The sequence below is a fragment of the Peptoniphilus sp. HMSC075B08 genome (assembly GCF_001815405.1).
Taxonomy (GTDB): Bacteria; Bacillota; Clostridia; order Tissierellales; family Peptoniphilaceae; genus Peptoniphilus_A; species Peptoniphilus_A harei.
In genome coordinates this window covers 65,249-90,914 of record NZ_KV820450.1, presented here as the reverse complement: position 1 = coordinate 90,914, position 25,666 = coordinate 65,249, and the positions used below count along the sequence as shown (strand labels likewise).

The window sequence follows — 25,666 nt, the reverse complement described above, 5'->3', positions numbered from 1 at the left end:
TTTTTCTTAAAATTTTTAATCTTTTTCCTGTTAAAGTGATATGATTTTTTGAAAATAGGAGGTTGTTATGAGCGTTTCTTATAAAGTTATAGCAGGTCTAGTAAGGGCACTTAGAATTAAAAAAATTTTTCTCTTGCCAAAGGATAAGATTTTAAATTATGCCAGAAGACAAAATCAAAAGCCAAGCTTCAAGCTAAAATATGAAGCTGATATTTATTATGAGGATAGGACTTTTTTGTCCCAAAGATTAATTGTAATACATTCAAAAAATAAAAATCCCGGGGCAATTTTGTACCTTTTTGGCGGTGGCTACATAACAAATCCCGACAAGAGGGACTTAAGTCTTGCCAAGAAAATTTGTCGCGAGACTGGAAAAGACGTCTGGTTTTATTTTTATCCCCTTTGCATTGACAAGACCATAGTAGAAACTTATTCTGCAACAGTCGAGGTCTATGAAGATATGGTAAATACCTATGGGGAAGAACCTATTTCTCTTCTAGGATTTTCATCCGGAGCATCACTCGCCCTGGGTCTCGGCCTTTATATAAACTCAAATAAGTTGAACTTGAAAATGCCAAGAGAAATCATAGCATCATCTGCCGGCGGCTGTCTATCTCAGGACCTTGACATGGAGAGGCTTAAGGAATTAAACAAGAAGGACATAATAGTTGACTACAAGTATTTTGACACTGCGCGAGAAATTATGACTAAGGGAGAAAGCATCCCTGACTACATGCTTTATCCCTACAGGGGAGACTTTAGTAACTTCCCTATGACCTATCTTTACTATGGGTCTTACGAAGTGATCTATGCCTTTGCACCACTTTTTGAAGAATCCCTAAAAAAATATGGGGCTCCTTACAAGATAATAGTGGGAGAGGGACTTTGCCACTGCTATCCACTCTTGTCAATCTTCCCAGAAGGCAAAGAGGCCCAAGAGAAAATTATAAATATTTTAATGTAAAAGATGCCAGAGACTTACCCCCCTCTCAGGCATTTTCTATTTTTTTAACCGTAATAAAACTTATAAAAAATGGACCTAAGCTAACTTAGATCCATTAATAAATTATTCTATTATTTTCTACTTATTTCCAGTAGTCTAATTTTGAAGTATCAATGCCAATAGCATTTGCCTTGAATACTGGGTTCTTATCTTCTGCTCTTTGTTTCTTGTAGTCGTCAAGAGCCTTAAGGGCTGTTCCACCAAGGATAATAATTGATGGAATGTTGATTAAGCACATAACTCCCATTAAGAAGTCAGCGATGTCCCATGCAAGTGACATTTCAATTCCTGCTCCTACAAAGATTAGGACGATTGCTATAATTCTGTAGCAAAGCATAAATGTCTTTGAAGGAATCTTCTTGTTAAGATATGTTAAGCAAGAGTCAACATAGTATAGGTTACCAAGAAGTGTTGTAAAGGCAAATAGGGCAAGTGAAATTGTGATAAATAAATTACCATATTTTCCAAATACTGTTGAAAGTGATGCTTGAACAAATGGAGCTCCTGCTAATTCTTCTGTTGGAGTTATTCCTGATGCAAGTGACATAAATGCTGTTGCAGAACAGATAACAATTGTATCAAGAAATACAGAAATCATTTGTACTAAACCTTGTTTAACAGGGTGAGAAACTGATGCTGATGCTGCTGCGTTTGGAGCAGAACCCATACCAGCTTCGTTGGAATAAAGTCCCCTCTTAATACCTTGTACTAGGGCTGAACCTGCAACTCCACCGAAGATTGCCTTAAAGTTAAAAGCATCTTCAAAAATCATACCAAACATTGCTGGAATATTTTTTGCATTTATAATTATCATTACAAGGGCCATAATAACGAAGATAACGCCCATTACTGGAACTAGTAAAGATGTGTACTTTATAATTCTCTTTCCACCACCAAGAATACAATATCCTGCTATTATGGCAAGAACTGCACCTATAATCCAAGAAGTTTTTCCTGGTACGTAGAAATCATAAACTCTAAAGGAGTCTTGAAGGTTAAAGGATGCAAGCATGTTAAATCCAACTGCATAAGTTGCAATAAGTGCTATTGCAAATAGAACTCCAAGTCCTCTTGATCCAATGGCATTTTCTATGTAGTAAGAAGGTCCACCATAGGATACTCCGTCATCACCACGTTTTTTATAAATTTGTGCAAGTGTTGATTCGATAAAGGCCGAAGCACTACCAATTAGTGCTATGATCCACATCCAAAATACTGCACCAGGTCCACCAAGGCAAATTGCATTGGCAACACCAACTATATTACCTGTACCAACTCTTGATGCTGTTGATACCATAAGTGCTTGGAAGGAAGATACGTCGTCTTCTCCTTCTGGTTTTTCTGAAATAACTCTAAAAGCTTCTTTAAATAATGAAAATTGTACGAATTTTGTCCTAAATGTGAAATAAAATCCACAGGCAAGTAATACTATAATTAGTATTGGATAATATAAGACGCCGTTGACGGCTGATAATAATTCTCTCATTTTTTACTCCTCTAATAAATCGATAAGTCTAGTTCTTTTGATAAATATTCTAACATCCTAACTCCAGAGTAGGAGTTACCATGAGTGTCAAGTCTTGGAGCATAGACTGCAAGGCCTGTTTTGTTTTTGGAAGCAGTTACAATTCCGCCACCAACTCCTGATTTGGCAGGGAGTCCAACTCTTATGGCGAAGTCACCTGAGTAGTCATAGGTACCACAAGTTGCCATTAGAGATCTTAGTACTCTTGCTTCATTTGGAGTTATCACTTCTTTTCCTTCTAGGTCCACGCCATCATTTGAGATAACATAGGACATGTGAGCCAAGTTTTCTGTGTTTACAAGAATTGAACAGGCTTTAAAATATGTATCCAATACCTCTTCAACTTTTGTGTCACTTGGCAGAATTCCCTTAGCTAACATCAAGTAGATTAGGGTCCTATTTGTAAAGGAAGATTCCTTTTCTGACTGGGCAATTTCCCTGCTGTAATCAACTTCTTCACCTAAAAATTCGCTAGCCTTTTCAAGTATTACATCAAAGGTTTTTTCTCTATAAACATTATATAAAATAGCTACTATAATAATTGCGCCAGCATTGATAAAGGGATTGACTGGTATCTTCTTTTCTGAAAGCTCAAGCTCGATTACAGAGTTAAAGGGTTTTGCAGACGGTCTAACACCAACATATTTCTTAAGTTCTGAAACCTTATAGTTTTCCATGGCCATTGCATAAAGGATAACCTTTATAATTGACTGGATAGAAAACCTAACCTTAGAATCCCCAACACTATAGATATTTCCATCTTCAATTGTAGAAATAGCAAGCTTGTTTGCATCTACCCTAGCGAGTTCTGGAATGTAATCTGCAACAGCCCCTTCGTGTAGGTATTTTCTACCAAGTCTGAGGGCTTTTTCCAAAACTTCTTCTGAATAAAACATCTTTTCCACCTCCTTTTTTATATTTGGAATTGTTTTCCTTAATAATTAGATTATCACAATAAATTGTCTTTTTCAATTACTAATTTCACAGATTGAAGTGCTGATGTTTTAAGCTTGTTATTAGGAAATCATTTTTATTTCCTGTTTTATCCTTTTTCTTATAAGTTTTCGGGTTTTCTATTAATTAAAAATTGTTTATACAATAAAAGGGACCCAAACTTAAAATAGGTCCCTAAAATTTATATTTATTAAATTTATAATCTTTATTTTACAAAAATCTTGTAGTCGGAGTAGCCTTCCTCATCCATGTCTTCATAGGGAATGAAGTCTAAAGCTGCACCATTGATGCAATACCTAAGTCCACCCATGTCAGCTGGTCCGTCGGGAAAGACGTGGCCAAGGTGGGAGTCTGATGACTTAGATCTCACTTCCGTCCTCACCATTCCATAAGAAGTATCAACTTCTTCATCAAGATAGGTTGAGATGATTGGTCTTGAGAAGGACGGCCAACCGCATCCTGCATCAAACTTATCTGAGGATACAAAGAGGGGTTTTCTTGAAAGTTTATCAACATAGATTCCCTTCCTGTATTCATCATTTAAATCACTTGTGAAGGGTCTTTCAGTTCCAGAATTGGCCATGACATCATAAGAAATGTCATCAAGCTCTTCTCTCTTGCTCTTATTTAAAAATTCTCTGTCGTCATTAATTATTGGATCTTCTGCCAAGCTCAAGTTGACGTGACAATAGCCCATAGGATTCTTGTCGAGATAGTCTTGGTGGTAGTCCTCTGCCTTTACAAAATTTTTTAAGACAGAAGTTTCCACTGCTAACTTGCCAAGTTTTTCTTCCTCATAGGCCATGAAGTCTCTTACTATTTCTTCTGACTCACTGTCGCCTTCTTCCCAATAAATTCCCGTCCTATACTGTCTTCCAATATCATTGCCTTGCCTATTAATAGACTTGGGATCAATAATCCTAAAATAGTGGAGGAGAATCTCTGTAAGAGAAATGCGAGAGAAGTCGTAATAAATTTTTACAGTCTCTGCGTGGTCAGTCCTTGCCACAGATTCATAATTTGTTTCATCACTAAGTCCATTGGCATAACCAACAATAGTCTTCTTTATTCCACTTAATCTCTTGAAGTAACCTTCAGTTCCCCAAAAGCATCCACCTGCAAGATAAATAACTTTAATATTTTTCATATTATCACCTAGCTTACATTTACCCAAAAATTAACAAATAAAACAAATAAATAGAAAGACTTCTTGAAGTCTCTTTTGGGAGAGGGGTTTATGCTTCAAATCTTTTTTTACTTTCAAGGTCTTGCTTTGATTTTAAATTAGTTTTATAAGCAAAGTTAATAAATTTTATAATAATAATTTATTTTCTAAACAATAATCTTTCGCATTTATTAAATAAATTTAAATAAATTCTTTAAAATAAAAATCTTATGCTTGTTATACTAGTTCTATAAAATGATAATACAAATCATTTACATGTTGTGAATATTTTGCAATCCTTCCATAGAATAAAACTCTTTACTAATTTCTTTAAATTCTTCACAAAATATTACACAACTTATATTAAGGAGGAATTATGAATAAAAAATTTAGACTGTCACTTGGCGTATTAGCCCTATCTGCAACTCTTCTTGTTGCTTGTAACAAAGAAGATACAAAGGAAGAGCCTGTGGAAAATAAGGCTAAGGTTGAACAAAATGTAGAAGCTAAGAATGAAGACAAGGCTGCTGATGAAGTTGCTCTTGCTGACTGGGACGGAGAATGGAATAACATCGCCAACTATCTTGATGATCCTGGTCTAAAGGGAGCTTACGAAGAAGTTGCCAAGAGAGACAATATTACTGAAGAAGAAGCTAAAAAGAATTTTGCCGACCACGTTGCAGTTGACTTTGGAGCCCTAAAGGTTGATGGCGATAGCATAACTTTCTTAACTGGACCTGAAGGAGACGAAATTGACAAGGCTGACTACAAACTTGTAGACAAACACCCAATGGAACACGGTGGAAAAACTCTTTATTGGTACGAGTTTTCTTCTAATGGAAAATATCCAACAATTTTATTAATGCCAGTTCATGGCGAAGATCACATGCCACACTTCCACCTAAGAGTTGGTGCAAGTGCTGAAGAGATGTTAGCTAAAGACGACTGGTATCCAACCTTTGTTAGTCCAACAGTAACTATCGACCAAGTTTATGTAGAAGTTGCTGAATAATATTTCTATATTTCCTATCCTCGATGTTTCATCGGGGATAAATTTTTTTAAGAGAAAGGAGACTTTATGTCAAAAATAATAAAAATTATGACTGTATTTCTCTTGGCTTTTTCTCTAGTTGCCTGTAAGGCAGAAAAGGATGATAAGGCAAAACCTGTCGTCTACACTTCCTTTTATCCAGTCTACAGCTTAACTAAAAGTGTAGTTGGAGACACTGTGGACCTAAGGATCCTCATGCCAAAAAACCAGGACCCCCATCTCTGGGAACCTACTCCAAGAAGGATAAGGGACCTGTCAAACTCTGACTTGTTAATTATAAATGGGGCCAACTTGGAACACTGGGCAGACTCTATTACAAATACTCTTCCAAATTTGGATGTCCTAAATCTTGCCAGTGGGGTAAATTTAATTTCCTACAAGGGGGCTGCTGCCATTGGAGACTTCCAATATATGGTGGCTGGCGACTTTGACAAGAAAACCTACTCCTTTGACTTTGGTCACACCCACGAAGACAACATGAGGATTGCCTTCCTCTATTGCGACAAGGACTACTCTGAAAAGGACCTTGTTAAGATGGGACGAAAGATCATGGAAGACCCTGGCCAAGATGTTCCGCAAAAATCTTTAATTAAGATCGAGGACAGGAAGACTTACAAGCTTGAAATGGGCCACGAGCATGGAGAAATTTATTACAAGCTTCCTAAGAAGGGAAGGTGGATTATGTTTAGCGACAGAATTTCCACAGACCTCCTTTCATATAAGATGCTTGATGCCCATGGCGACCCCATGAAGCTCCATGTCCTTCGTGATACCTCAACTACTAGCGAGGACAAGATTACCTACGATCCTCACTCTTGGATGAGTATTAGAAATGCCAAGAGGTATGTAAATGATATTGAGTACAAGATGTCAAAACTCTATCCAGAAAATAAAAACCTCTACAGGAAGAATGCTTCCAAGACCTTGAGAAAGCTTACAGAACTTGACTACAAGTACAGGGACCTCTTTAAGGAAACTGAGAGGAAGGAGTTTATTGTGAGTCACTTTGCCTTTGCCTACCTAGCTAAGGACTTTGACCTCATCCAATATCCTCTCCAAGGTCTCACAAGTACAGATTCTCCAAGTATAAAGAAAATCACAAGGGCCATAGACGACGCAAGAGATAGAAATATCAACACAATTTTTTATGAATATGGGATGCCAAAAAACGGATCTGACATAATTGCGGAAGAAATTGACGCTGACCTAAGGGGCCTAATATCCATGGAATACATTAACAGGGATATTGAAAAAGATATTGGAGAAGATTTTATAGATATGATGGAATACAACTTGAAAAATATATACGAATCATTGAGGTGACTTATGAAGGCTATTGAAATAAAAAATGCCAACTTTGCCTACGATAGGGATCCAGTCCTTAGGGACTTAAACCTGACCCTGATGAACAAGGAGAAAATAACTATAATTGGTGGCAATGGAGTTGGCAAGACAACTTTAATAAAAGTAATTATTGGAGAACTTAAACTAAAATCTGGCCAAATAAAAATTTTTGAAGAAGACTTAAATATTAATTCACTTAAAAAAATTGGCTACGTTCCCCAATCACAAAAGGAAAATTTATATAACTTTCCAATTTCTGTCAAGGAGCTTGTGACCCTCCAGCTTTATGAAAGCATGGGAATGATAAAGATTCCAAGAAAGATCCACTACGATAAAACTATGGAACTTTTAAAGAAGATGAACCTTGAAAAATACGCAGATTATCCCCTAAGAGATCTGTCTGGTGGGTTGAGACAAAGGGTTGTAATCACAAGGGCCCTAATGAATAATCCAGAAATTTTAATTTTTGACGAGCCAACCTCTGGAGTTGACGAAGCTTCAAAGAGACACTTCGCCAAAAGCCTTGAAGACTTAAACAAAAATTTTGACGTTTCCATAATTTTAATAACCCACGAACTAGACTGGGTGAAAAATAATTTACAAATGGATAAATTTTACGAACTAAAGAAGGGAGGTCTTGAACTTGTTACAGTATAGCTTTATGATTAGAACCCTCTTAGTTTCCCTTATGATTTCTATAATCATTCCCTTAATTGGAATTGTCATAGTAAATCGTGGAACTTCTATGATGGGGGATGCCCTATCTCACGTTTCACTGGCTGGAGTTGCTTTAGGACTAATCCTCTCCATTAATCCACTAATTGGTGCCATCTTTGCCTGTGTCATTGGAGCCTTCTCCATTGAAAAAATTAGGAAGAAATTCCCCCAATTTGGTGACATGGCAACTGCCATAATAACATCAATGGGGCTAGGACTTGCCGCCCTCTTGTCAGACTTTTCTCCAGGAGGAAGCAGCTTTGATGCCTATCTTTTTGGTAGCATTGCATCAGTATCAAGGGCCGACCTTATAATAGTCCTAATAACCTTTATACTTGTGGTGGCAATCTCATTGATTTACTATTTTGGCCTCCTCTCCATTGCAGTTGATCCCCAACTTGCAAAGATGAGCGGGGTAAATGTAAGAAGAATTAATTCAATATTCACACTTTTATCTGCCCTTACAATTGCCCTTTCAGCCAAAATAATTGGGGCCCTCATGGTAACATCACTTATAGTTTTGCCTGTGGCATCATCCCTCTTAATAAGTAAATCCTACAAGGCAACCTTCCTTAATACTCTGGTTCTTGGAGTCCTTTACACCCTAAGTGGGGTCATCCTCTCCTACTACTTTGACCTAAAACCAGGTGGAGCAATAGTGGTTATTGCCTCCCTAGGCATGCTCGTATGCCTCTTGATTTCAAAATTAAAGATTAAAAAATAAGAGAGTCTGCAAGTTATCTTGCAGATTTTTCTTTGTTGCTTTTAAGTGTTATATCGAAAAAATTTAGTACAAAATTAAAACATTGACTAATTATATTATAAGGTGTTAATTTATATTTATAAAAACGCTCTCATTATTCATTTATAGAGAAAGCAAACATTTTACTAATGAGGGCAAGGAGGTAATTATGAAAAATAGCAAGAAGAGATTATTGATTGCAGGACTTGCATCTAGCATGGTTTTATCCATGGCGGTGCCAACTTTTGCCTGCACTGGTATTATTGTCGGCAAGGACCTAACTACTGATGGTTCTTTTATCTTTGGAAGGACTGAAGACTACCAAAGAAATAGGACTATGAGACTTGTAACTCACCCACGTGGAGAAATCAAAAAGGGCGACAAGTTAGTTGACGTAAACAACGGATTTACATACATACACAAGGAAGACTCACTAAAGTTCTTCTCAACTCCAGACTCATCTAAGAAGCCAAAAGACATGGAACAAGGTGTCTATGATGCAGCTGGCTACAACGAAGCAGGCGTAGGTATTTTCTGTACAGTTTCTGCTGACCCATCAGATGAAGTTTTAAAGGCTGATCCCTTTGTAAAAGATGGTGTCAATGAAGCCAGCATGACTACTTTCTTACTTGCTCACGCAAGATCAGCTAGGGGTGCAATTGAACTTCTTGCACAAACTATTGATGAACAAGGTGCATCCATGGGCGACATTGTTGCCTTTGGCGACCAAGACGAAGTTTGGTACATGGAAATTTACACTGGCCACCAATATGTTGCCATTAAATATCCTGCTGACAAGTTTAGTATCTTCCCTAACGATTATTGGCTAGGTGGAGTTGACCTTAATGACAAGGAAAATGTAATTGCATCTAAGGACATTGTTGAAGTTGCAAAGAAGGCAAAGACTTATAAGGAAACTGCTGACGGCCTTATGGACATGGCAGGATCTTATGGTCCAAAAGAAATTGCAGACTCATCACGTTCAAGAGTTTGGTCTGGTATCCACGACCTTGACCCTAACTCAAAAGTTCCTTACGATGCAGAAAGATTTGACTTGTTAAATGACTTGTCAGAAGGCAGCGAAAAAATTGACATAACTCACGCCCTAAATGTCTTTAGAAATAGACTTGATGGAACTGAATACACTCCATCAGACAACAAGGCTGAAAGAAAGGCAAATCCTAAGACTCACAAGAGACCAATTGGATCTATTAACACAATGCAAGCCCACATCTTCCAAATCAAGGAAGGCTATCCAAAGGAAGCTCCAGGTCTTATGTGGATGACTCTAGGAAGTCCACTTAATATTCCTTGGGTTCCAATTTTCCCTGACATCAACGACTCTACTCCTGAAGCAAAAAATAATTCTCCAGTTTATGATCCAAACTCTTATTACTGGGTTGGCTCATCTGTTAACGACCTAGTATCTGGAAACAGGGAAGCCCTTGGAGAATCAACAAGAAAGACTGTTACAGATTTTGAAGATAAGATTATGAAAGAACTTCCTCAAGTTGAAAAGGAATGGATTGAACTTTACTCTAAAGACAAGGCTAAGGCAGCAGAATTCTCTACTACTAAGACTATGGAATGGGAAAAAGAAGCCTTTGACATGGAAAAAGGACTTCAAAAGGAACTTTCACAAGTTTCTAAGGCTGACTTAATCGACCACTGGGCAAGAAAACCTATTATTGATGCCATCAACAAGAAGTTAATGGTTGGCACATCTGACCTAAAATTCTCTCCAAATGAAAAAATCACTAGAGGAGAATTCATAACTATCCTTGGCAGACTTGGCAAGGTTGACACAAAGAAATATGCTGAAGTTAAGGACAAGAACATTGAAGCAGGCAAGTTCTACACTGAATACATGAACTGGGCCGTAGAAAATAAACTTCTTCCTAAGACTTCAAAAGCTCTTGCTAATGAAAATATTACTCGTGAAGAGATGGCCTACACTTTGGGATCTTATCTAAAACTAATGGGCGATGATGTTACAACTCTACAATTAATTGTCTTTGACGACGAAAAGGAAATCTCTGACTGGGCCTTTGGCGAAGTTGAATTCCTAGCTAACAAGGGAATCCTAAGTGGAACCTCAAATAACAAGTTCTCACCTAAGGCAAACTTAACAAGGGCAGAAGTGGCACAAATAATTTCAAAACTTGATAAATAAGTTAATAATACTTGGTAAATAGAAAAATCCTAGGCTTGAAAACCTAGGATTCTTTTTTTGCTTTATTGAATTTTTAAATTTTCTCTTAAAGTGAGAAGTCTATCTCTGGACCTACTGGCACTATCTTATTTGGATTTATCAAATCGTGTGACATATAGTAGTGGGTCTTGATGTGGTCTAAGTCCACTGTCTCTGCTAGACCCTCCATATTGTAAATTTCCCTTGTGTATCTCCAAATATTTTCATAAGAAGTGAGAGGTCTGATGTTGCACTTAAAGTGACCAAAATAAACTGGGTCAAAGCGAACTAGGGTTGTGAAGAGTCTTATGTCTACTTCAGTAAACCTGTCGCCAACTAAATATTTATTCTTTGATAAGATTTCTTCAATTTTATCTAGGGCATCAAATACATTTTTCGCTTCTTCTTGGTAGACTTCTTGCTTAGTTGCAAAACCAGCCTTGTAAACTCCGTTGTTGATCCTGTCGTAGACAAAGTCATTTATCTCATCTATCTCATCCCTAAGCTCTTCTGGATAAAAGTCGCCTTCCTTCGCCCCCAAGTCGTCAAAGGCATGGTTGAAGATTCTAATTATTTCAGAAGATTCATTGTTTACGATTTTCTCTTCTTTAGTATCATATAAAACTGGCACAGTTACCCTGCCTGTGTAGTCGGGCTTCACATGAGTGTAAAGTTCATGAAGGCACTTAAAGCCATGGACCTTGTCCTCTGTTGCACCTGGATAGTCTCCAAAGGTCCAACCCTTGTCATACATAAGAGGACTCACAATTGAAAGGCCAACAATGTCTTCTAGTCCCTTTAGCTTCCTAACCATCAGGGTCCTTGCTGCCCAAGGACAAGCCAGTGAAACATAAAGATGGTATCTTCCCTTTTCTGCTGGATAGGCCTTCCTGTCCTCATCATCTATTTTTCCGTCTTTTGTTATCCAGTCCCTAAAGGAAGAGTCCTTTCTCACAAACTTTCCTCCAGTTGACTCTGTGTCATACCATTGGTCAACCCATTTACCTTCTACTAATAATCCCATATTCATCTCCTTTTCTTTCTCTAAATTTTTCTAACTATAATTAGTTTTACCCTTGAAAAATTTCTGAAAACAAAAAAGGCGGCCCTAAGCCACCTTCTTATATAATCTTATTCTTCATCAAAGTTCTTGTACTTTGATAGGATTTCCATAAACTGCTTACCAGTTATTGTTTCCTCTTCTAACAAGAATTCAGAAAGTTCCTTCATGGCATCCCTGTTGTCTGCAATTAATTTTCTTGCATTGTCTTGGGCAGATTTCACAATCTTCACCATTAGGTCGTCAACTTCTTTTCTAGTTTCTTCAGAACAGTTCATGTTTCCATTGTCGCCCATGTATCTTGAACCAGAGTCTTGGAACTTAACCATGCCAAACTCCTCAGCCATACCATATTGGGTGATCATGGACCTTGCAGTCTCTGTTGCCTTCTCAATGTCGTTGGCAGCGCCAGTTGAAACTTCGTTAAAGATAACTTCTTCTGCTGCACGTCCACCACAAAGAGTTGTGATGTGATTGATCAAGTCTTCTCTTGTGTAGAGATTCTTTTCATCCTTTGGCACCTGCATTGTGTAGCCAAGAGCACCTGAAGTCCTTGGGATAATTGTAATTTTTTCCACAGGTTCAGATCCAGTTTGTAGGGCTGCAACAAGGGCGTGACCAATTTCGTGGTAGGCCACCCTCTTCTTTTCTTCTGGAGAAAGTATATCTTGCTTTCTTTGAGCACCTGCAATTACAACTTCTATGGACTCTTGGATGTCCTCTTGACGAACCTTGTCTTGGCCCATCCTAACTGCACGAAGGGCAGCTTCGTTTAAGATATTTGCAAGTTGGGCACCTGAGGCACCAGCAGTTGACCTTGCAATAAGTGAATAGTCAATGTCTTCTTCCATCTTGTAGGACCTTGCGTGAACCTTTAGGATTGCAATTCTGTCCTTTAGACTTGGAAGCTCAACTCTTATTTGTCTGTCAAACCTACCCGGTCTTAAAAGTGCCGGGTCAAGGATCTCTGGCCTATTAGTTGCAGCAAGCATTACTATTCCAATGTTGCCGTCAAAACCGTCCATCTCAGTCAAGAGTTGGTTAAGAGTTTGTTCTCTTTCGTCATTGCCAGAAAATCCACCTGCATCTCTCTTCTTACCAATTGTGTCAATTTCGTCAATAAAAATTATACATGGGGCATTCTTCTTTGCTTCTTCAAAGAGTTCCCTAACCTTTGCTGCTCCACGACCTGCAAACATCTCCACAAATTCAGAACCTGCTATGGAGAAGAAGGGAACGTGACTTTCTCCAGCTACAGCCCTGGCAAGTAGGGTCTTACCAGTTCCTGGAGGGCCAACTAATAGGGCTCCCTTAGGACACTTGGCCCCAATGTCTGTATATTTTTTTGGATTTTTTAAGTAGTCCACGATTTCCACCAGGGACTCTTCTGCTTCCTCTTGACCTGCAACGTCATCGAAGTCTACAGTTTCGCCACTTGGTTCATACTTTTTAATTTTCTTGCCGCCACCAAGGATTCCACCGCCGCCAAGGCTTTGCATCCTCTTAGTCATTGCTCTTTGTAGCAAGAAGAATAATAGGATTGGGAATCCCCAAGTCATAATAAAATTCATAAATAAGCTTGGCTTTTCTGGAATTTCAGAAGAGTATTCAACACCCTTTTCTTCAAGGTCCTTAACTATTTCTGGATCTTCCATCTTCCCAGTCTTGTAGATTTTTTTGTCATCCTTAAGCTTGTAGAGGATTTGATCTTGCTTAAAGCTTACCTCTTCGATTTTATTCTGGCTCAAGTTATTCCTAAAGTCTGAATAAGAAGAACCCTCTATGCTGTTTTGGGTTACCATTGGCAAAATTAACCAGTTTAGGGCAAAGACTGCCAAGATTGATATTAAGTAGTACCTAAATAAATTATACTTGGGTCTCTTGTTGTTGTCCTTGTCTTCCATCTTATAAACCTCCTTAAGGGATGAATTTTTTAAAAATAAAAACCGGATAAAAATCCGGCTTAAATATCTTTATTATTAAAGGTCATCTTCAATTACAGAAGATTTGGAATATGCAGATGGTCTTGCTTCAAAGAAGTCTGTCTTAATTTGGTTAGGATCAGAGTATTCGCTAACCCACTTCATTGATTCTGGCTCGTCGATATTTTCATCAAAGAGGTTGCCAAAACCCAGATTTCTGGAACGCAAGTTGCCAAGGTACATGATGTAATCTTCAATCATCTTTTCATTGAGACCCTTAATTTCATCGCCTATGACATACTTACCCCAAGCAATCTCTTCCTCAACACCCTTTTTAAGCATTTCTTTATAATTCTTTATATTCTCATCTGTAAATATCTCTGGATGTTCCTTTTTCATCTCAAGGATAATACTCCTGAAGAGCCAAAGATGAGTGTTCTCGTCCCTATTGATGTATCTTATTTCAGAAACTGTGCCAGGCATCTTGCCCATCCTTCCAAGATTGTAGAAGAAGGAGAAGCCTGAGTAGAAGTAAATCCCTTCAAGAATATAGTTGGCAATTAGGGCCTTCATAAAGTTGTCCAAGTTCTCATCTTCGTAGAAGTCTTGGTATTGGTCCCCAATAAATTTGTTCCTCTTTAAGAGGACTTCGTCGTCCTTGTATTGGTAGAGGATTTCTTCCCTCTCTTCTGGCGAACAAATTGTATCCAAGATGTAGGAATAGGACTGAGAGTGGATGGACTCTTGGTAACCCTGGATGGAAAGGCAAAGGTTGATTTCATTTGCCGTTACATAGGATTGTAGCTTTGGAATTTGAGCAGTTTGCAGTGAATCAAGATAAATCAAAAAAGATAAAATCTTGTCGTAGGCAGTCTTCTCATGTTTATCAAGTTCCCTGTAGTCCTTCACATCTTGGGAAAGGTTAATTTCTTCTGGTATCCAAAAGTTGTTCATGGCTTGACGGTACCAGTCACTTGTCCAGCTGTACTTCAAGTTGTTGAAGTCATTTAGGTTTGTGGTGTTGCCGTTGATGACCCTCCTCTTGGAAGTTTCAATGTCTCCCTTTTCATTAAAGAGACCTCTTTTTGAAAGTTGCATATTTCCTCCTTTAATAATTTTTACGATTTTAGAATAATTTATGACTTTATAAAATTTTATGACTTTTTAAAAAATCATGACCTTGCAAAAAATTAGGACTTTGCAAAAATCTATGACTTTATAAATATTTATCACTTAACAAAAATCTGTGACCTCACAAAAAATCACGACTTTATAAAAATTTGTGACTTCATAAAAATTTATCACTTAAGAATATTTTATGATGCACAATAGTCGCAGTCTTCAACTTCTAGAGACTTACTTCTCACATAATAAACTGACTTTAACTTTTCCTTGGCTGCCTTGATATAAAGGTTTAGGATCTTTCTCATTGTGAAGTCCGTTGTTATATAGAAGTTAATGGACTGAGCCTGGTCAATGTGCCTTTGCCTAATGGCAGCAGCCTCGATGACAAAGTTTTGGTCAAGCTCGTGGGCATTTTCATATAGCCAGAAAGTTTGTGGAGTTAGGTCTGGTGCCACCCTAGGAAGGATTGATCCCTTCTTCTCTTCTAGGAAGTACCTGTTCATAACTGGGTCGACTCCTGCACTTGTCGCGGCAATAATTGAAGTTGAACCTGTTGGGGCAATTGCCATTATATAACCATTTCTTAGGCCATTTGCCTTCACATCTTCTCTAAGCTTATTCCACTTTTCATCCTTGTAGTCACGAAGATCGAAGTAGTTTCCATTCTCCCAATCAGAGCCTTCAAAGAAGTCGTAAGACCCCTTCTCCTTGGCAATCTCCATAGAAGCAGTAACTGCGTGGAAGTTTATCCTTTCATAAAGGTCGTCTGCCCACTTCAAGTGTTCATCTATATCAGAAAAGGCCATGCCAGCCTTGACAAGAGCGTGGTGGTAGCCAGAAGTTCCAAGACCTATAGACCTGTACTTCCTGTTTGTCACCTTGGCATAAGGGATTGGGTAGTAGTTTAGGTCGATAACATTATCAAGGGCCCTTACTGTTGTTGCAACAATGTCCTTTAGTTCCTTGTCATCTTCAAGGTCAATATTTCCAAGCACAAGAGAAGCAAGGTTACAAACAACAAAGTCACCTGGCTTAGTCTTTGTCACAATAACTTCGTCCCCATCTTCAGTTTCTATTGTAGTCTCAAGAGTTTCAATGGCAGACATATTTTGCATTATTTCTGTACAAAGATTTGAAGAATAAATCATGCCAACGTGCTTGTTAGGGTTCATCTCATTTACATTGTCCCTGTAGAAGGCAAAAGGCGTTCCAGTTTCTGTAAGTGACTTTATAATAAGTCTAACTAGGTCCTTTACAGACATCTCACGACGGGAGATGGACTCATCTTCAATACATTCCCTGTATTTTTCTTCCCATTCCTTGCCGTAAAAGTCCTCAAGGGCATAACCCTTCTTTGCTAGGACTTCGTGAGGGTCAAACATATACCAAGTTGCATTGATGTCTTTCTCTGCCAATTCAAAGAATAAATTTGGATAGGAAATAGCAGGAAAGATGTCGTGGGCCTTCATCCTGTCGTCACCATTATTTGTACGAAGTTGTAAAAATTCTGGGACGTCCTTGTGCCAAACATCAAGATAGCAGGCAACAGAACCTTGACGAACTCCCAATTGGTCAACAGCAACAGCAGTGTCATTGGCAAGCTTTATCCATCTTATAACGCCACCAGCAACTCCCTTGAAGCCCCTGATGTCAGAACCGGTGGCACGAACCTTGCCGAAGTAAAGTCCCATGCCGCCACCGTGCTTAGAAATTTGGGCAAAGTTGTCAATAGAACGATAAATTCCCTTTAAAGTGTCTGGCACTGTGTCAATAAAGCAAGAAGAAAGCTGGTTGTAAGGCTTTCTAGCGTTGGACATAGTCGGTGTGGCAACAGTTACCTTTAGGCTAGAATAAATGTCGTAGAACTTCTTGGCCCAGTAAATCCTGTTTTCCTCAGGTATGGCAAGGTGCATGGCAATCCCCATAAACATCTCTTGGACTGATTCCACAAACCTGCCGTCGTGGCTCCTTATAACATATCTTTTTATTAGAAGGTCAAGGCCAGAATAATTTAAGAGATGGTTTCTTGAATTATCAATATATTCTTCCAGTTCAAGGATCTCTTCCTTAGAATAATTTTCTAAAATATATTCTCCATAAAGACCCTTTTCAGTTAAGAAGACAATCTTTTCGTAGAAATTATTGATCTTAAACTCTTCCAGATTGGCCTTGATTTTCTTTTCAAGGTCGTAATTTAGGAAGAGGGCTGCAATAAATTCCCACCTAGGGGCATCCTTGTCAGTAAGTTCACTTGCTGCCTTAATAATTTCAGAAAGATAGGCGTCTTGACTTTGGTCCTTCTTCACAAAGGATTCAAACTTCTTGTAAAGTTTTTCAAGCTCGTAAACCTTTGGGTCGTAGTTCTTTCTCACAAACTTCAAAATCTTTAGGACCTTGTCGTCAGTGATATAGTTGGCGAACTTGTCCAAGATTTGTCTCTCTTCAGAGTGTCTATTCCTGTAAAGGATGTAGGCCTTTACAACTTCAATTTCCTTTTCATCAATTAGCTTTAGCTCAACTAGGTCCTGAATCTCTTCAACAGTTGGAGGATTCTTTGGATCATAGTTTTTTAGTAAGCTATTTTTGATATCAAGGGCATAGGCGCCTATTACAGAATCAACATAATCTTTTCCCACAGAGTCAAAGGCTTTTTCGATGGCATTTTTTATCTTTAAATGGTCGAAATCAACCTCTCTCTTATCTCTTTTTAATATTTTCATAAATCCTCCATATAGTAGAATTTTTATTTATAAGTTTTCAAATACTACTATATATTATCATAAACAAAATTTTATAAATAGCTTTTAAGTCGATAAAAATAAACTTATAGGATTTTATTTTGTTATAAAGCTTTGAACTTTTTAATTTTTTATAAGATTTCTCCATCAATTTTAATTTTTTATTTTTATTAATTAAAACTAAAACATTTTTGTATTTTATCAGAATAAAATCGGCTTAATAGCTACAAAATATAGGGCCTTTGGAGTATAATAATATTGAGATAATTCTATTATCTTAATATACAAAAGAAAGGAGGGGAGAAAAATGAACAAGAAACTAAATGTCTTATTTTTTATTCTAATATTGACATTCTTTGTGCATGGTGGAGTTTATGCTGAAGAAGAATCTAGTGACAAGAATAATACTGTTGCTAGTGAAAGTTCACAAAACTCTCCCACAAATGAAAAGGTTTTAACAAAAGACCAAAACACAGAAGCTAAGGATGAAGGAAATACTGAAGAAAATACTTCAGATGAAAAGCAAAATCCTTCTGAGCCTGAAGCAACAGCTGACGCTTCAAATACTTCTAAAGCCACAGAAACTTCTGAAGCTGTAGAAGAATCTAAAGTCGCAGATAATTCTGAGGGCACAGAAAACTCTGACTCTGAAAAAGATCCTAAAGTCACAGAAAAAACTGACCCTGTAGATAATTCTGAAGCTTCTTCTGAAAATGAAGTTCCAGAAAATAATCCTAAAGCTACAGAAGGTCAAGCTGATTCAACAAATCCTTCCCAAAAGGACAAAACTGAAGTAGAAGAAGCTGACACTCCAGAAGAAAAACCTGAAAAAACAGAGGAAGAAAAGCCTGCTGGAGAAACTGGAGCCACAGAAGAAAATCCTACTGAAGAGCCAAAGGAAGAAGAAAAGAAAAAACCAGAAGCTCCAGCTGAAGATTCCAAGCCAGAATCCAAGCCAGAAGTCGACACAAATAATAAAGACTTAGCTGACTTATCAAAGAAGATTGAAGGTGAAAAAGATCCTGCAAAAAAAGCAGAACTTCAAAAAGAATACAATCAAAAGTATCTTGACGCTCTTGGCTCATCAGAAAAGCTAAATAAGGAAATTTTAAATCGATTCACAGATGAAAAGAGAACAAAAGAGTACTACAGGCTAAAAGATGAGTATGAAAACCTAAAGGCAGAAGCAGCTAGAGAGGATTTAAAAGCTGAAGATCTTGAAAAAATCAAAGATAAACTTGACGCTTTAAATAAGGAGCTTGGAAACTTTAAAGTTCCTCGTATCCTAGAGTCTGATGAGACGGAAGCACAGAAAAAGATCAACAATTCTGTTGATGTAAAAAGACTGCAAGACGGAGCTACTGAAGATGCTCAGGATAAGTTGAAGGCTTATAACGATGCAAAGAAAGCATTACAAGATGCACTTAATCCTGATAATCCACGTGAAACAACTTCAGAAAAATTACAAGAACTTGTAAAAGCTTTTGAAGATGCTGAAAAAGCCTTGAAAGATGGTATAGATAGCGGGGATATAAAACCTGCCTATACAGATGGAAGTCCTACTGTAAGAGTCTTCCCACTTGTTGGTGGAAAGCTTGGCGATGAATTAAAAGAAGATGACGGACATGACAATACTTACTACATCCCAGACAATACAGACGTCAACCTTTTACTTCACATCAATAAAGACGATGATCCACAAAATTTTACTTTCACTATTAGGCCTTTAGAACAAGGTGCTTCTATTCCAGAAGGAAGTGCAAGTAATCTTGCCTTTCTAAATGGAGAACCTGTTGAACTTGTGAAAAATGAAGATGGAACCTATTCCTTCACTGTAAATAGTGACAAGACTTTTGGTATTGCCCAACTTCGTTTCAATATGCCTGGCTTTAAGGGCGACTTCCACAAGGGATTCGACCTTGAAATGAAGCTTAATAATGAAACAGTTACAAAAAAATTCAGGATAACTAAGAAAGGTTATGAAGATGATGCTGGGGTATCTGGCCCAGGATCAAATACTGATGAAAAGCCAGAGAATATTCCAGAAGTTGATGCAGGCAAGACAGAAAATTCAAAGGTTGTAAGTGACACAGACAAGGTAATTGACTTCTTCACTTACCTAAAGAAGTCCAACACTTACATTGACAACGTAACTATTAACTCAGGAAATGGGGAATCACTTCCACTTTCTTCAGTTGATATTACTTTCACACTTCCTAAGAATCAAAACGGTGACTTTGCAGAAATGATTCACAAATCAGGGCTAAAGTATCACAAGCTTGAAGATGGCAGATACCAACTAAAGCTTGATACAAAAGTTCTTGGTGGAAATCTTGTAGAAAAAGATGGAAAGCTTTATAAAGATGATAAAGAACTTACAGGAGCTGAACTAACTGATGTTATTTTAGAAAATGCTGGTAAGAAGGTTTATGTCGATAAAGACGGTAAATCCCACGACGTTATTTCTGGTGAAGTCTTTGAAAGCGAAGATAAAACTTTCAAGGTTGAAGACGGAAAGCTCTATAAAGTCGGCCAAGAACTTGGAAGATTTGATAAGGATGGAAAAGTTCTTGTTAAAGAAATAGACGATACAGGAAATGAAGTCGAAAAAACTTATATCTTTAAGGATGGTAAGTTAACTTCTTACACTAAAGAATACGACGTCTTTAAGGGCAATGTTGTCAATAAAGATGGTAAGGCTGATCCTGATGTAAGTGCTACAGTAAAGGGCAAGCAGGTAGTTATTGAAACTAAAGATGGAAAGGGAAATACTCAAAAATCTTATGGTGGAACTATCCTAGAAAATGCTATCTTTGATAAGGATGGCAAGGTCTTTAATGGATCAGACTACGAAGGAAAAGCTGGAGATATTGTCATTAATTCTGACGGTACAGTAGCAGATGTTACTTACGACCCAACAAAAGTTGTCGAAGGCAATAACACTGGAATCAAGAGTGTTATAGTTGACGGCAAAACTTATCGTATAGTTACAAACCCAGTATTCAAGGGCGGCTATTTAATCGACGGACTTGAATATAAGGAAGGCCTATCTCTCGTTGATAAATTTGGCAAGAGGATGAAGGTAGAAGTTACAAATGAAGGTGATGGAACCTATACTTTCACTAGAAAGGTTGCTACAGCTGAAAAAGGTAAAACTAAGGATGAAAAAGTAAGTTCAGGAAAATCTTCTGACAAAGAAATAAAAGTTTCTACTAAAGATGAACAAATACTTGTCAATAATCAAAATGAAGTTGTTGATGCTGATAACAAATACGAGATCGTTGGAGATAAGTACTACTACAATGCAGGAAAGTTTATGCCGACAAAAGGTGAAGGTGTAAATGGAAAGTTAGAAGGAAATAAATTCCTAGAATCTTATAAATCCTTTGATTTAAATAAGAAAATAAAAAATTCTTACAAGTCTGAAGATGGAAAATATGTGGAAATCAAAGACTTAGACAAAAAAGATGTTTACGAGGGTAGCACAAATCCAGAAGATTATTTCACACTAGGTGAGAAAACCTATCTTAAAAAATCTCAAAATGGAAGATACTACTATGTAAACCCAGACCCTAAGGCTAGTGACGACATCTTATCAGTTGATAAGATTGCAAAAGTTGTTCAAACTTTAGGAGAAGGCAAAGATGCAATAGAAAAAGTTACTGATGAAACAAGTATCTTTGACGCTGTCCAAAATGCAAAATTTGGACTAAAATTCCCTGGCTTCTTAGCAGGAAAAAATATTGTCTACAATCTTCACGCTGATGTAAAGGCAACTTATGAAGAGCCAAGTAAGACTAAAGAAGGTAAGTGGGAGGAAAAATCAATCTTCACATCTGAAAAAGATGAAACTAAAAGGATTGACAAATTCTTTACCCTAAAGAATGAAAAAGTTACAGAAACTTCTTTCTTTAAGAATCATCCTGAGGAACTGGAACAAACTCCAGATTATAGGTTCTTTAATCTTTTCTACAGAGATCTATCTGACAGACAAAGAGATAAGTTAATAACTGACTTATTGATTCTAGAAAAAGATGCTAATGATAAAAGAGAAGCTATCAACAAAGAAAAATCTGAAGAAAAGAAAGAAAAATTAAAGAAAGACTTTGAAAAGTATAAAGAAAAGAACAAGGATAATCTTAATCTTCTTGAAATCCTACAAGGAGAACTTGGAAGACTTTATAAGGGAGCAAAATTTGTCTTAACGGAAGATAAAGAAAATAATAAAAAATCTTTTGAAATTCAAAGAGATGGACGCAAGGTTGAAATCGACCGTTCACTTCTTTGGGAAATTGGCTTTAATAACTCTGAAGGCAGTCTATTCCCAGAAAACAAGGACAATGTAATTGTTGTGGAAGACCACAATATGGACAACCGTCTTGTGTATGATGAGATAATCGTCAATGATACAGAAGAAAAGTGGAATGAGTATAAAAAAGCTTATGATGATGCAAAAAAAGCTTACAATGCAGCTAAAAAAGCTGATGAAGAAAATTCTACTGATAAAACTAAAAAAGCTTTAGCAGATGCTGAAAAGGCTTTAGAAAAATCTAAATTTAAAGGTTCTGATGCCTACTTCTTCTTAGACCAAATCGATAATATTAGATTAGGCGTAAACCCAAGCTTTATCGAAGGAAGATTTGGAGATCTTGGAGAAGATTTCAAGTTGACTGGCAAGGAAATCATCAATGAACTTGGCGATAAAGATACGGTGACAATCACTAAAAATGGTATTGATTTTGTTATAACTCGCGATAAGTCTAAGGGGCAAGTGAGAATTAAGGTCTTAAATGCTTTTTATAAGAAAAATGACCCTAAGGATGATAAACTAAACAAATTCTACAGTCCTGCTCAAAAGACTTACCAAGAAAAAATCAACGAAACTATTAAAGAGCTTGATAATCTCAAGACAGATAGTATTGATAACTTTAAAACTTCTTTTGATAATGTCATCCAAAAATACCATTCTGAAAAATCTAATTGTTATGGAATCTTGACTAATAAGTTTGAAGAACTTATGAAGGCAGTTGACGAAAAAGAAGTTAAAGGTAAAAAATTAACAGGCCAAGAAAAACAAGATGCTCTTGAAAATATTAAGAAAAAGTTAGTAGAAGAACTTGAAAAGCTTCCTCTAATCTATCTTGATAAGAGTAAGGGCGACTATAAGTATAACGATATGCGTTTCAACGCTATTAGGATGGAACTAAAGCCTGGCATCACTATTGGTGGGGCAATTAATCCACAAAATACTAAAAAGTTTGGCCTAACTTCTGTTATAGTTCCTGATATCGACATTCCTTACACAGATGAATTTGGAAAACCTCTTACAAACAAGGATATGTATGTAAAGGCTGAAGTCGAAAAAATCTTAAAAAACGGAATTGGCGATAAAAAATATAAAGAAGCTGACTTAAAAGACGAAGCTAATTATAGGGAAATCATGACTGAAGCCTACAAGAGAGTTAATGATACTAAAAAAGATAAAATCAAACCTCTTGTAACAATTGAAGAAGGTAATGAATCTAACTATGCTTGGGAAAAATATTCTGTTGTAAAGGGCAGCGATCTTGACTACGAAGACCTAGCTGTTAACGGTGAAAGCCTTAAAAACAAAAAAGGCGGACCAATTAACCATTGGTATATTAGCAACGGAGAAAAACATTCAACAATAGCAGAAAGATTTAAGGAAAAATTCGGCAAAGACTATTCAAATAGAGACGACTATAAGAAGCTTGAGGGCAAATCTATTGATCTTGCAGCCTACTACATGTCTAATAAGGGTTATGACAGGGCAAAATATGCCAACTCTGCCAACTACAAACTTGATGTCCTTACTCAAAAAGAAGGTATTTTTGGAGAAGAAAGCGACTGGAAGAGTAAATGTTGTTATGGCATCATTGGACACTGTATCCAAGAATCCGGAAAAGATTTCTTACCAGCTGAAGGCGAAGAGTCAGGCAAGTTTGGTGCAAAAGGACAAAATGACTCAGACTTTGAGTTAACTTACACACCTGATGATCCAACTTCTGATGAAGAAAAACCTGGCATAGACAAAAAAGTTGAAGGCGATTCTTCTCTTGATATTAGTGATGAAGCTGAGAAATCTGTTGACTTTACAATTGATGTTACTGTTGACAAGATGACTAAGGAACAAAGAGATTTATCCGATGCTCTTAAGCCTGAAAAAGACAACAAGGAAATGACTGAAGAAGAAAAAGCTAAGGCTAAAGCTGAGGATGAAAGCTATAAAGCTAATGGCTACTATGAATACAAGAATTCCTTAATCCTTGATATCCTTCCAGAAATCTTCAAGGTAAAAGAAGGAACTAAATTAAGTCTTGAAGTTGATAGGAAAAAGTTAATGGCAAATGGTGCCAACAAAGACTTTGAATACGATGAAGACTTTAACAAGTGGAAGGGACAAATCCAGTATGCCTACACTGACGACCTATATGCTGAATACCAAAAACTTCTAAAATCAGATAAGGAAATCGACAAGAAGAGAGCAGAAGTCCTTAAAAAAGCTATTGATGATGCAAATATCAAGAAGGGCGATAAAGTTCAAGCTATCCTCGCTTGGCTTCCTGACTTTGAAGCACCTCATGGTTCTACAAATCAATTTACATTTAAACTTCAAAACTTATATGTAGATAAGAAGAAATTCAAAGACTTTGATGATGGCATTATTGGAAGTGACTACACTAACCACGGTGCCTTTGGTGACAAGGCAAAATTCTACTTTGGCAAGACTAAGGTAAATATCCACGAAGGTCCAAGCGGCGATGTAAATAAATACTTGCAAATCTTGGATAAGGACGGGAAAGTTGTTGATGCTGACAAGTCAGAAGGATGGTTTAAGGGCAGTGCTGAGCTTAAGTTTGGCGACAAGTTTAACTACAGGATTAAGTACACTAAAAAATCAGGAATAGTTCAAGTTCCTGGAGAAACTTCAAGAAATATTGACCTAACTATTGAAGATGTACTTCCTAAAGTTAAGGATAAGGGCCTAAGACCTGTTCTTAGAGATTTTGTTACTTCTGATCTTGAAGGTTTTGAAGTAACTTATAAGATTGGTGAAAAAGCTTATACTAAGGAAGAACTTGAAAAAGCAATTAAAGAAAAATCTACTAAACTATCTGATGTTACAAGCCTAGTTTTAAAATCTGGCAAACAAGGTTTCCCTGAAGGAGCAACTAAGTACTTTGATATTCCAATGATGATTCCTGAACTTGATGCTAAAATCGAAAACGGAAAAGTTATTTACATTGGAAAAGATGGAGAAAGGGTTGAACTTGGCGATGCTAAGGACTTCTTCAATCTTAAAGATTTAACAAAGGCTGACAAGGACCTTATTGCAGAAAACACTGTTGAGGGTTCTAACACTGTCAAGGTTTATCTTGATAAGGAAAGATTCCTTAAGATCTTTAAAGAATTCTTTGACACAGAAGGCAAGGAAATCAAAAAGGACAGACCTGAGGTTAGGTTTGATATTTATCAAATTGAAACTGATAAAGATGGAAAGGTTCTAAAAAGAACTAAACTTAAAAATCAACTTATTGCAAATGAAGGTAATTCATTCACAGATAAAGTTAACGGACTTCCTATCTTCAAGAAGTTTGTAAGTATTGATAAAGATGGAAAGGTTACTGAAGAAGTGGTTTACTATAAGTATGAAATCAAAGAAGTTAACGCAGATGGCTATGATGTAAAAATTGAAATCATGGACAAGGGCGAAGACGAACTTGGTTTTGTATTTAAGGCAAAGAATACTGAAAAACCTGAGAAACCTGAAGAACCAAAGGAACCACCTCACGATCCTAAGAATCCACCTGAAAATCCAAAGAACCCACCAGAAGAACCTAAGACACCACCGGAAGAACCGGAAAAACCTGAAGAACCTAAGACTCCTTCAGATGAACCTAAAAAGGAAACTGAAGATCTTATTAAAACTCCAAATAAGGAAAGTGAAAATACAATCACTGACCTTAAGAAGGTGCCTAGGGAAGGAAATGACACTAACAACATTCCTAAGACTGGTGTGAGAGAAGACCTCATGGGACTTTATCTAAGTGGAATCCTACTTGGCGTCCTAGTCTTCTTTAGAAGAAAGTTAGAAAGATAAGAGGTTA

General features: G+C 37.1%; 14 protein-coding genes. 7 read left to right on the top strand and 7 right to left on the bottom strand.

All coding sequences use genetic code 11. The annotated features are described in order from the left end of the window. The first annotated feature begins 67 nt into the window (after nucleotides 1-67). Nucleotides 68-964: an alpha/beta hydrolase gene (locus HMPREF3023_RS05520; RefSeq protein ID WP_070701536.1), complete on the top strand. Its 897-nt coding sequence runs from the start codon at nucleotides 68-70 to the stop codon at nucleotides 962-964. 121 nt (nucleotides 965-1,085) lie between these two features. Here the strand turns inward: HMPREF3023_RS05520 and HMPREF3023_RS05515 are convergent, their stop codons facing one another. The 3 genes from HMPREF3023_RS05515 to msrB form a co-directional block, all read right to left on the bottom strand. Continuing rightward, the gene (locus HMPREF3023_RS05515) at nucleotides 1,086-2,489 is read right to left on the bottom strand and encodes an alanine/glycine:cation symporter family protein (RefSeq protein ID WP_070701534.1); all 1,404 of its coding nucleotides are present in this window, start codon (nucleotides 2,487-2,489) and stop codon (nucleotides 1,086-1,088) included. Nucleotides 2,490-2,500: 11 nt separating this feature from the next. Beyond that, complete coding sequence (gene glsA, locus HMPREF3023_RS05510; protein WP_070701532.1) at nucleotides 2,501-3,424, bottom strand: glutaminase A; 924 nt, start codon at nucleotides 3,422-3,424, stop codon at nucleotides 2,501-2,503. A gap of 263 nt (nucleotides 3,425-3,687) precedes the next feature. After that, entirely contained in the window at nucleotides 3,688-4,629 is a 942-nt protein-coding gene (gene msrB, locus HMPREF3023_RS05505) for a peptide-methionine (R)-S-oxide reductase MsrB (RefSeq protein WP_070701530.1), read from the bottom strand. A gap of 394 nt (nucleotides 4,630-5,023) precedes the next feature. Between msrB and HMPREF3023_RS05500 the strand changes: the two genes are divergently transcribed. The 5 genes from HMPREF3023_RS05500 (at nucleotide 5,024) to HMPREF3023_RS05480 (ending at nucleotide 10,674) form a co-directional block, all read left to right on the top strand. Continuing rightward, nucleotides 5,024-5,659 carry a ZinT/AdcA family metal-binding protein gene (locus tag HMPREF3023_RS05500; protein ID WP_070701529.1) on the top strand — a complete coding sequence of 212 codons (636 nt, stop codon included), beginning with the start codon at nucleotides 5,024-5,026 and terminating at the stop codon, nucleotides 5,657-5,659. Between the two features lie 66 nt (nucleotides 5,660-5,725). Beyond that, nucleotides 5,726-7,021, top strand: a complete 1,296-nt coding sequence (locus HMPREF3023_RS05495; RefSeq protein ID WP_070701528.1) for a metal ABC transporter substrate-binding protein — start codon at nucleotides 5,726-5,728, stop codon at nucleotides 7,019-7,021. 3 nt (nucleotides 7,022-7,024) lie between these two features. Further along, complete coding sequence (locus HMPREF3023_RS05490) at nucleotides 7,025-7,699, top strand: metal ABC transporter ATP-binding protein (RefSeq protein WP_070701527.1); 675 nt, start codon at nucleotides 7,025-7,027, stop codon at nucleotides 7,697-7,699. After that, entirely contained in the window at nucleotides 7,686-8,483 is a 798-nt protein-coding gene (locus HMPREF3023_RS05485) for a metal ABC transporter permease (protein ID WP_070701525.1), read from the top strand. Before HMPREF3023_RS05490 ends, HMPREF3023_RS05485 begins: the two co-directional genes overlap by 14 nt. Before the next feature lie 187 nt (nucleotides 8,484-8,670). Further along, nucleotides 8,671-10,674, top strand: coding sequence for a C69 family dipeptidase (locus HMPREF3023_RS05480; protein ID WP_070701523.1), 2,004 nt, complete (start codon nucleotides 8,671-8,673; stop codon nucleotides 10,672-10,674). 85 nt (nucleotides 10,675-10,759) lie between these two features. On the opposite strand, the gene HMPREF3023_RS05475 is transcribed toward HMPREF3023_RS05480, so the two are convergent. The 4 genes from HMPREF3023_RS05475 to HMPREF3023_RS05460 form a co-directional block, all read right to left on the bottom strand. Further along, nucleotides 10,760-11,716, bottom strand: coding sequence for a glutathione S-transferase family protein (locus tag HMPREF3023_RS05475; RefSeq protein WP_070701521.1), 957 nt, complete (start codon nucleotides 11,714-11,716; stop codon nucleotides 10,760-10,762). Nucleotides 11,717-11,823: 107 nt separating this feature from the next. Continuing rightward, nucleotides 11,824-13,656 (bottom strand): ATP-dependent zinc metalloprotease FtsH, encoded by a 1,833-nt coding sequence (gene ftsH, locus HMPREF3023_RS05470; protein WP_070701519.1) that lies wholly within the window; start codon nucleotides 13,654-13,656, stop codon nucleotides 11,824-11,826. 75 nt (nucleotides 13,657-13,731) lie between these two features. After that, the gene (locus HMPREF3023_RS05465) at nucleotides 13,732-14,772 is read right to left on the bottom strand and encodes a ribonucleotide-diphosphate reductase subunit beta (RefSeq protein WP_070701517.1); all 1,041 of its coding nucleotides are present in this window, start codon (nucleotides 14,770-14,772) and stop codon (nucleotides 13,732-13,734) included. 218 nt (nucleotides 14,773-14,990) lie between these two features. Then, nucleotides 14,991-17,519, bottom strand: coding sequence for a ribonucleoside-diphosphate reductase subunit alpha (locus HMPREF3023_RS05460; RefSeq protein ID WP_070701514.1), 2,529 nt, complete (start codon nucleotides 17,517-17,519; stop codon nucleotides 14,991-14,993). Nucleotides 17,520-17,844: 325 nt separating this feature from the next. On the opposite strand from HMPREF3023_RS05460, the gene HMPREF3023_RS05455 reads away from it, so the two are divergent. Next, the gene (locus HMPREF3023_RS05455; RefSeq protein WP_070701512.1) at nucleotides 17,845-25,659 is read left to right on the top strand and encodes a hypothetical protein; all 7,815 of its coding nucleotides are present in this window, start codon (nucleotides 17,845-17,847) and stop codon (nucleotides 25,657-25,659) included. The last annotated feature ends 7 nt before the right edge of the window (nucleotides 25,660-25,666 follow it).

Coding starts and splice junctions, on each gene's coding strand:
- HMPREF3023_RS05515 (WP_070701534.1), bottom strand. CDS start 2,489: ATGAGAGAATTATTATCAGCCGTCAACGGCGTCTTATATTATCCAATA.
- HMPREF3023_RS05520 (WP_070701536.1), top strand. CDS start 68: ATGAGCGTTTCTTATAAAGTTATAGCAGGTCTAGTAAGGGCACTTAGA.
- HMPREF3023_RS05495 (WP_070701528.1), top strand. CDS start 5,726: ATGTCAAAAATAATAAAAATTATGACTGTATTTCTCTTGGCTTTTTCT.
- HMPREF3023_RS05490 (WP_070701527.1), top strand. CDS start 7,025: ATGAAGGCTATTGAAATAAAAAATGCCAACTTTGCCTACGATAGGGAT.
- ftsH (WP_070701519.1), bottom strand. CDS start 13,656: ATGGAAGACAAGGACAACAACAAGAGACCCAAGTATAATTTATTTAGG.
- HMPREF3023_RS05475 (WP_070701521.1), bottom strand. CDS start 11,716: ATGGGATTATTAGTAGAAGGTAAATGGGTTGACCAATGGTATGACACA.
- HMPREF3023_RS05465 (WP_070701517.1), bottom strand. CDS start 14,772: ATGCAACTTTCAAAAAGAGGTCTCTTTAATGAAAAGGGAGACATTGAA.
- HMPREF3023_RS05455 (WP_070701512.1), top strand. CDS start 17,845: ATGAACAAGAAACTAAATGTCTTATTTTTTATTCTAATATTGACATTC.
- HMPREF3023_RS05500 (WP_070701529.1), top strand. CDS start 5,024: ATGAATAAAAAATTTAGACTGTCACTTGGCGTATTAGCCCTATCTGCA.
- HMPREF3023_RS05460 (WP_070701514.1), bottom strand. CDS start 17,519: ATGAAAATATTAAAAAGAGATAAGAGAGAGGTTGATTTCGACCATTTA.
- HMPREF3023_RS05480 (WP_070701523.1), top strand. CDS start 8,671: ATGAAAAATAGCAAGAAGAGATTATTGATTGCAGGACTTGCATCTAGC.
- glsA (WP_070701532.1), bottom strand. CDS start 3,424: ATGTTTTATTCAGAAGAAGTTTTGGAAAAAGCCCTCAGACTTGGTAGA.
- msrB (WP_070701530.1), bottom strand. CDS start 4,629: ATGAAAAATATTAAAGTTATTTATCTTGCAGGTGGATGCTTTTGGGGA.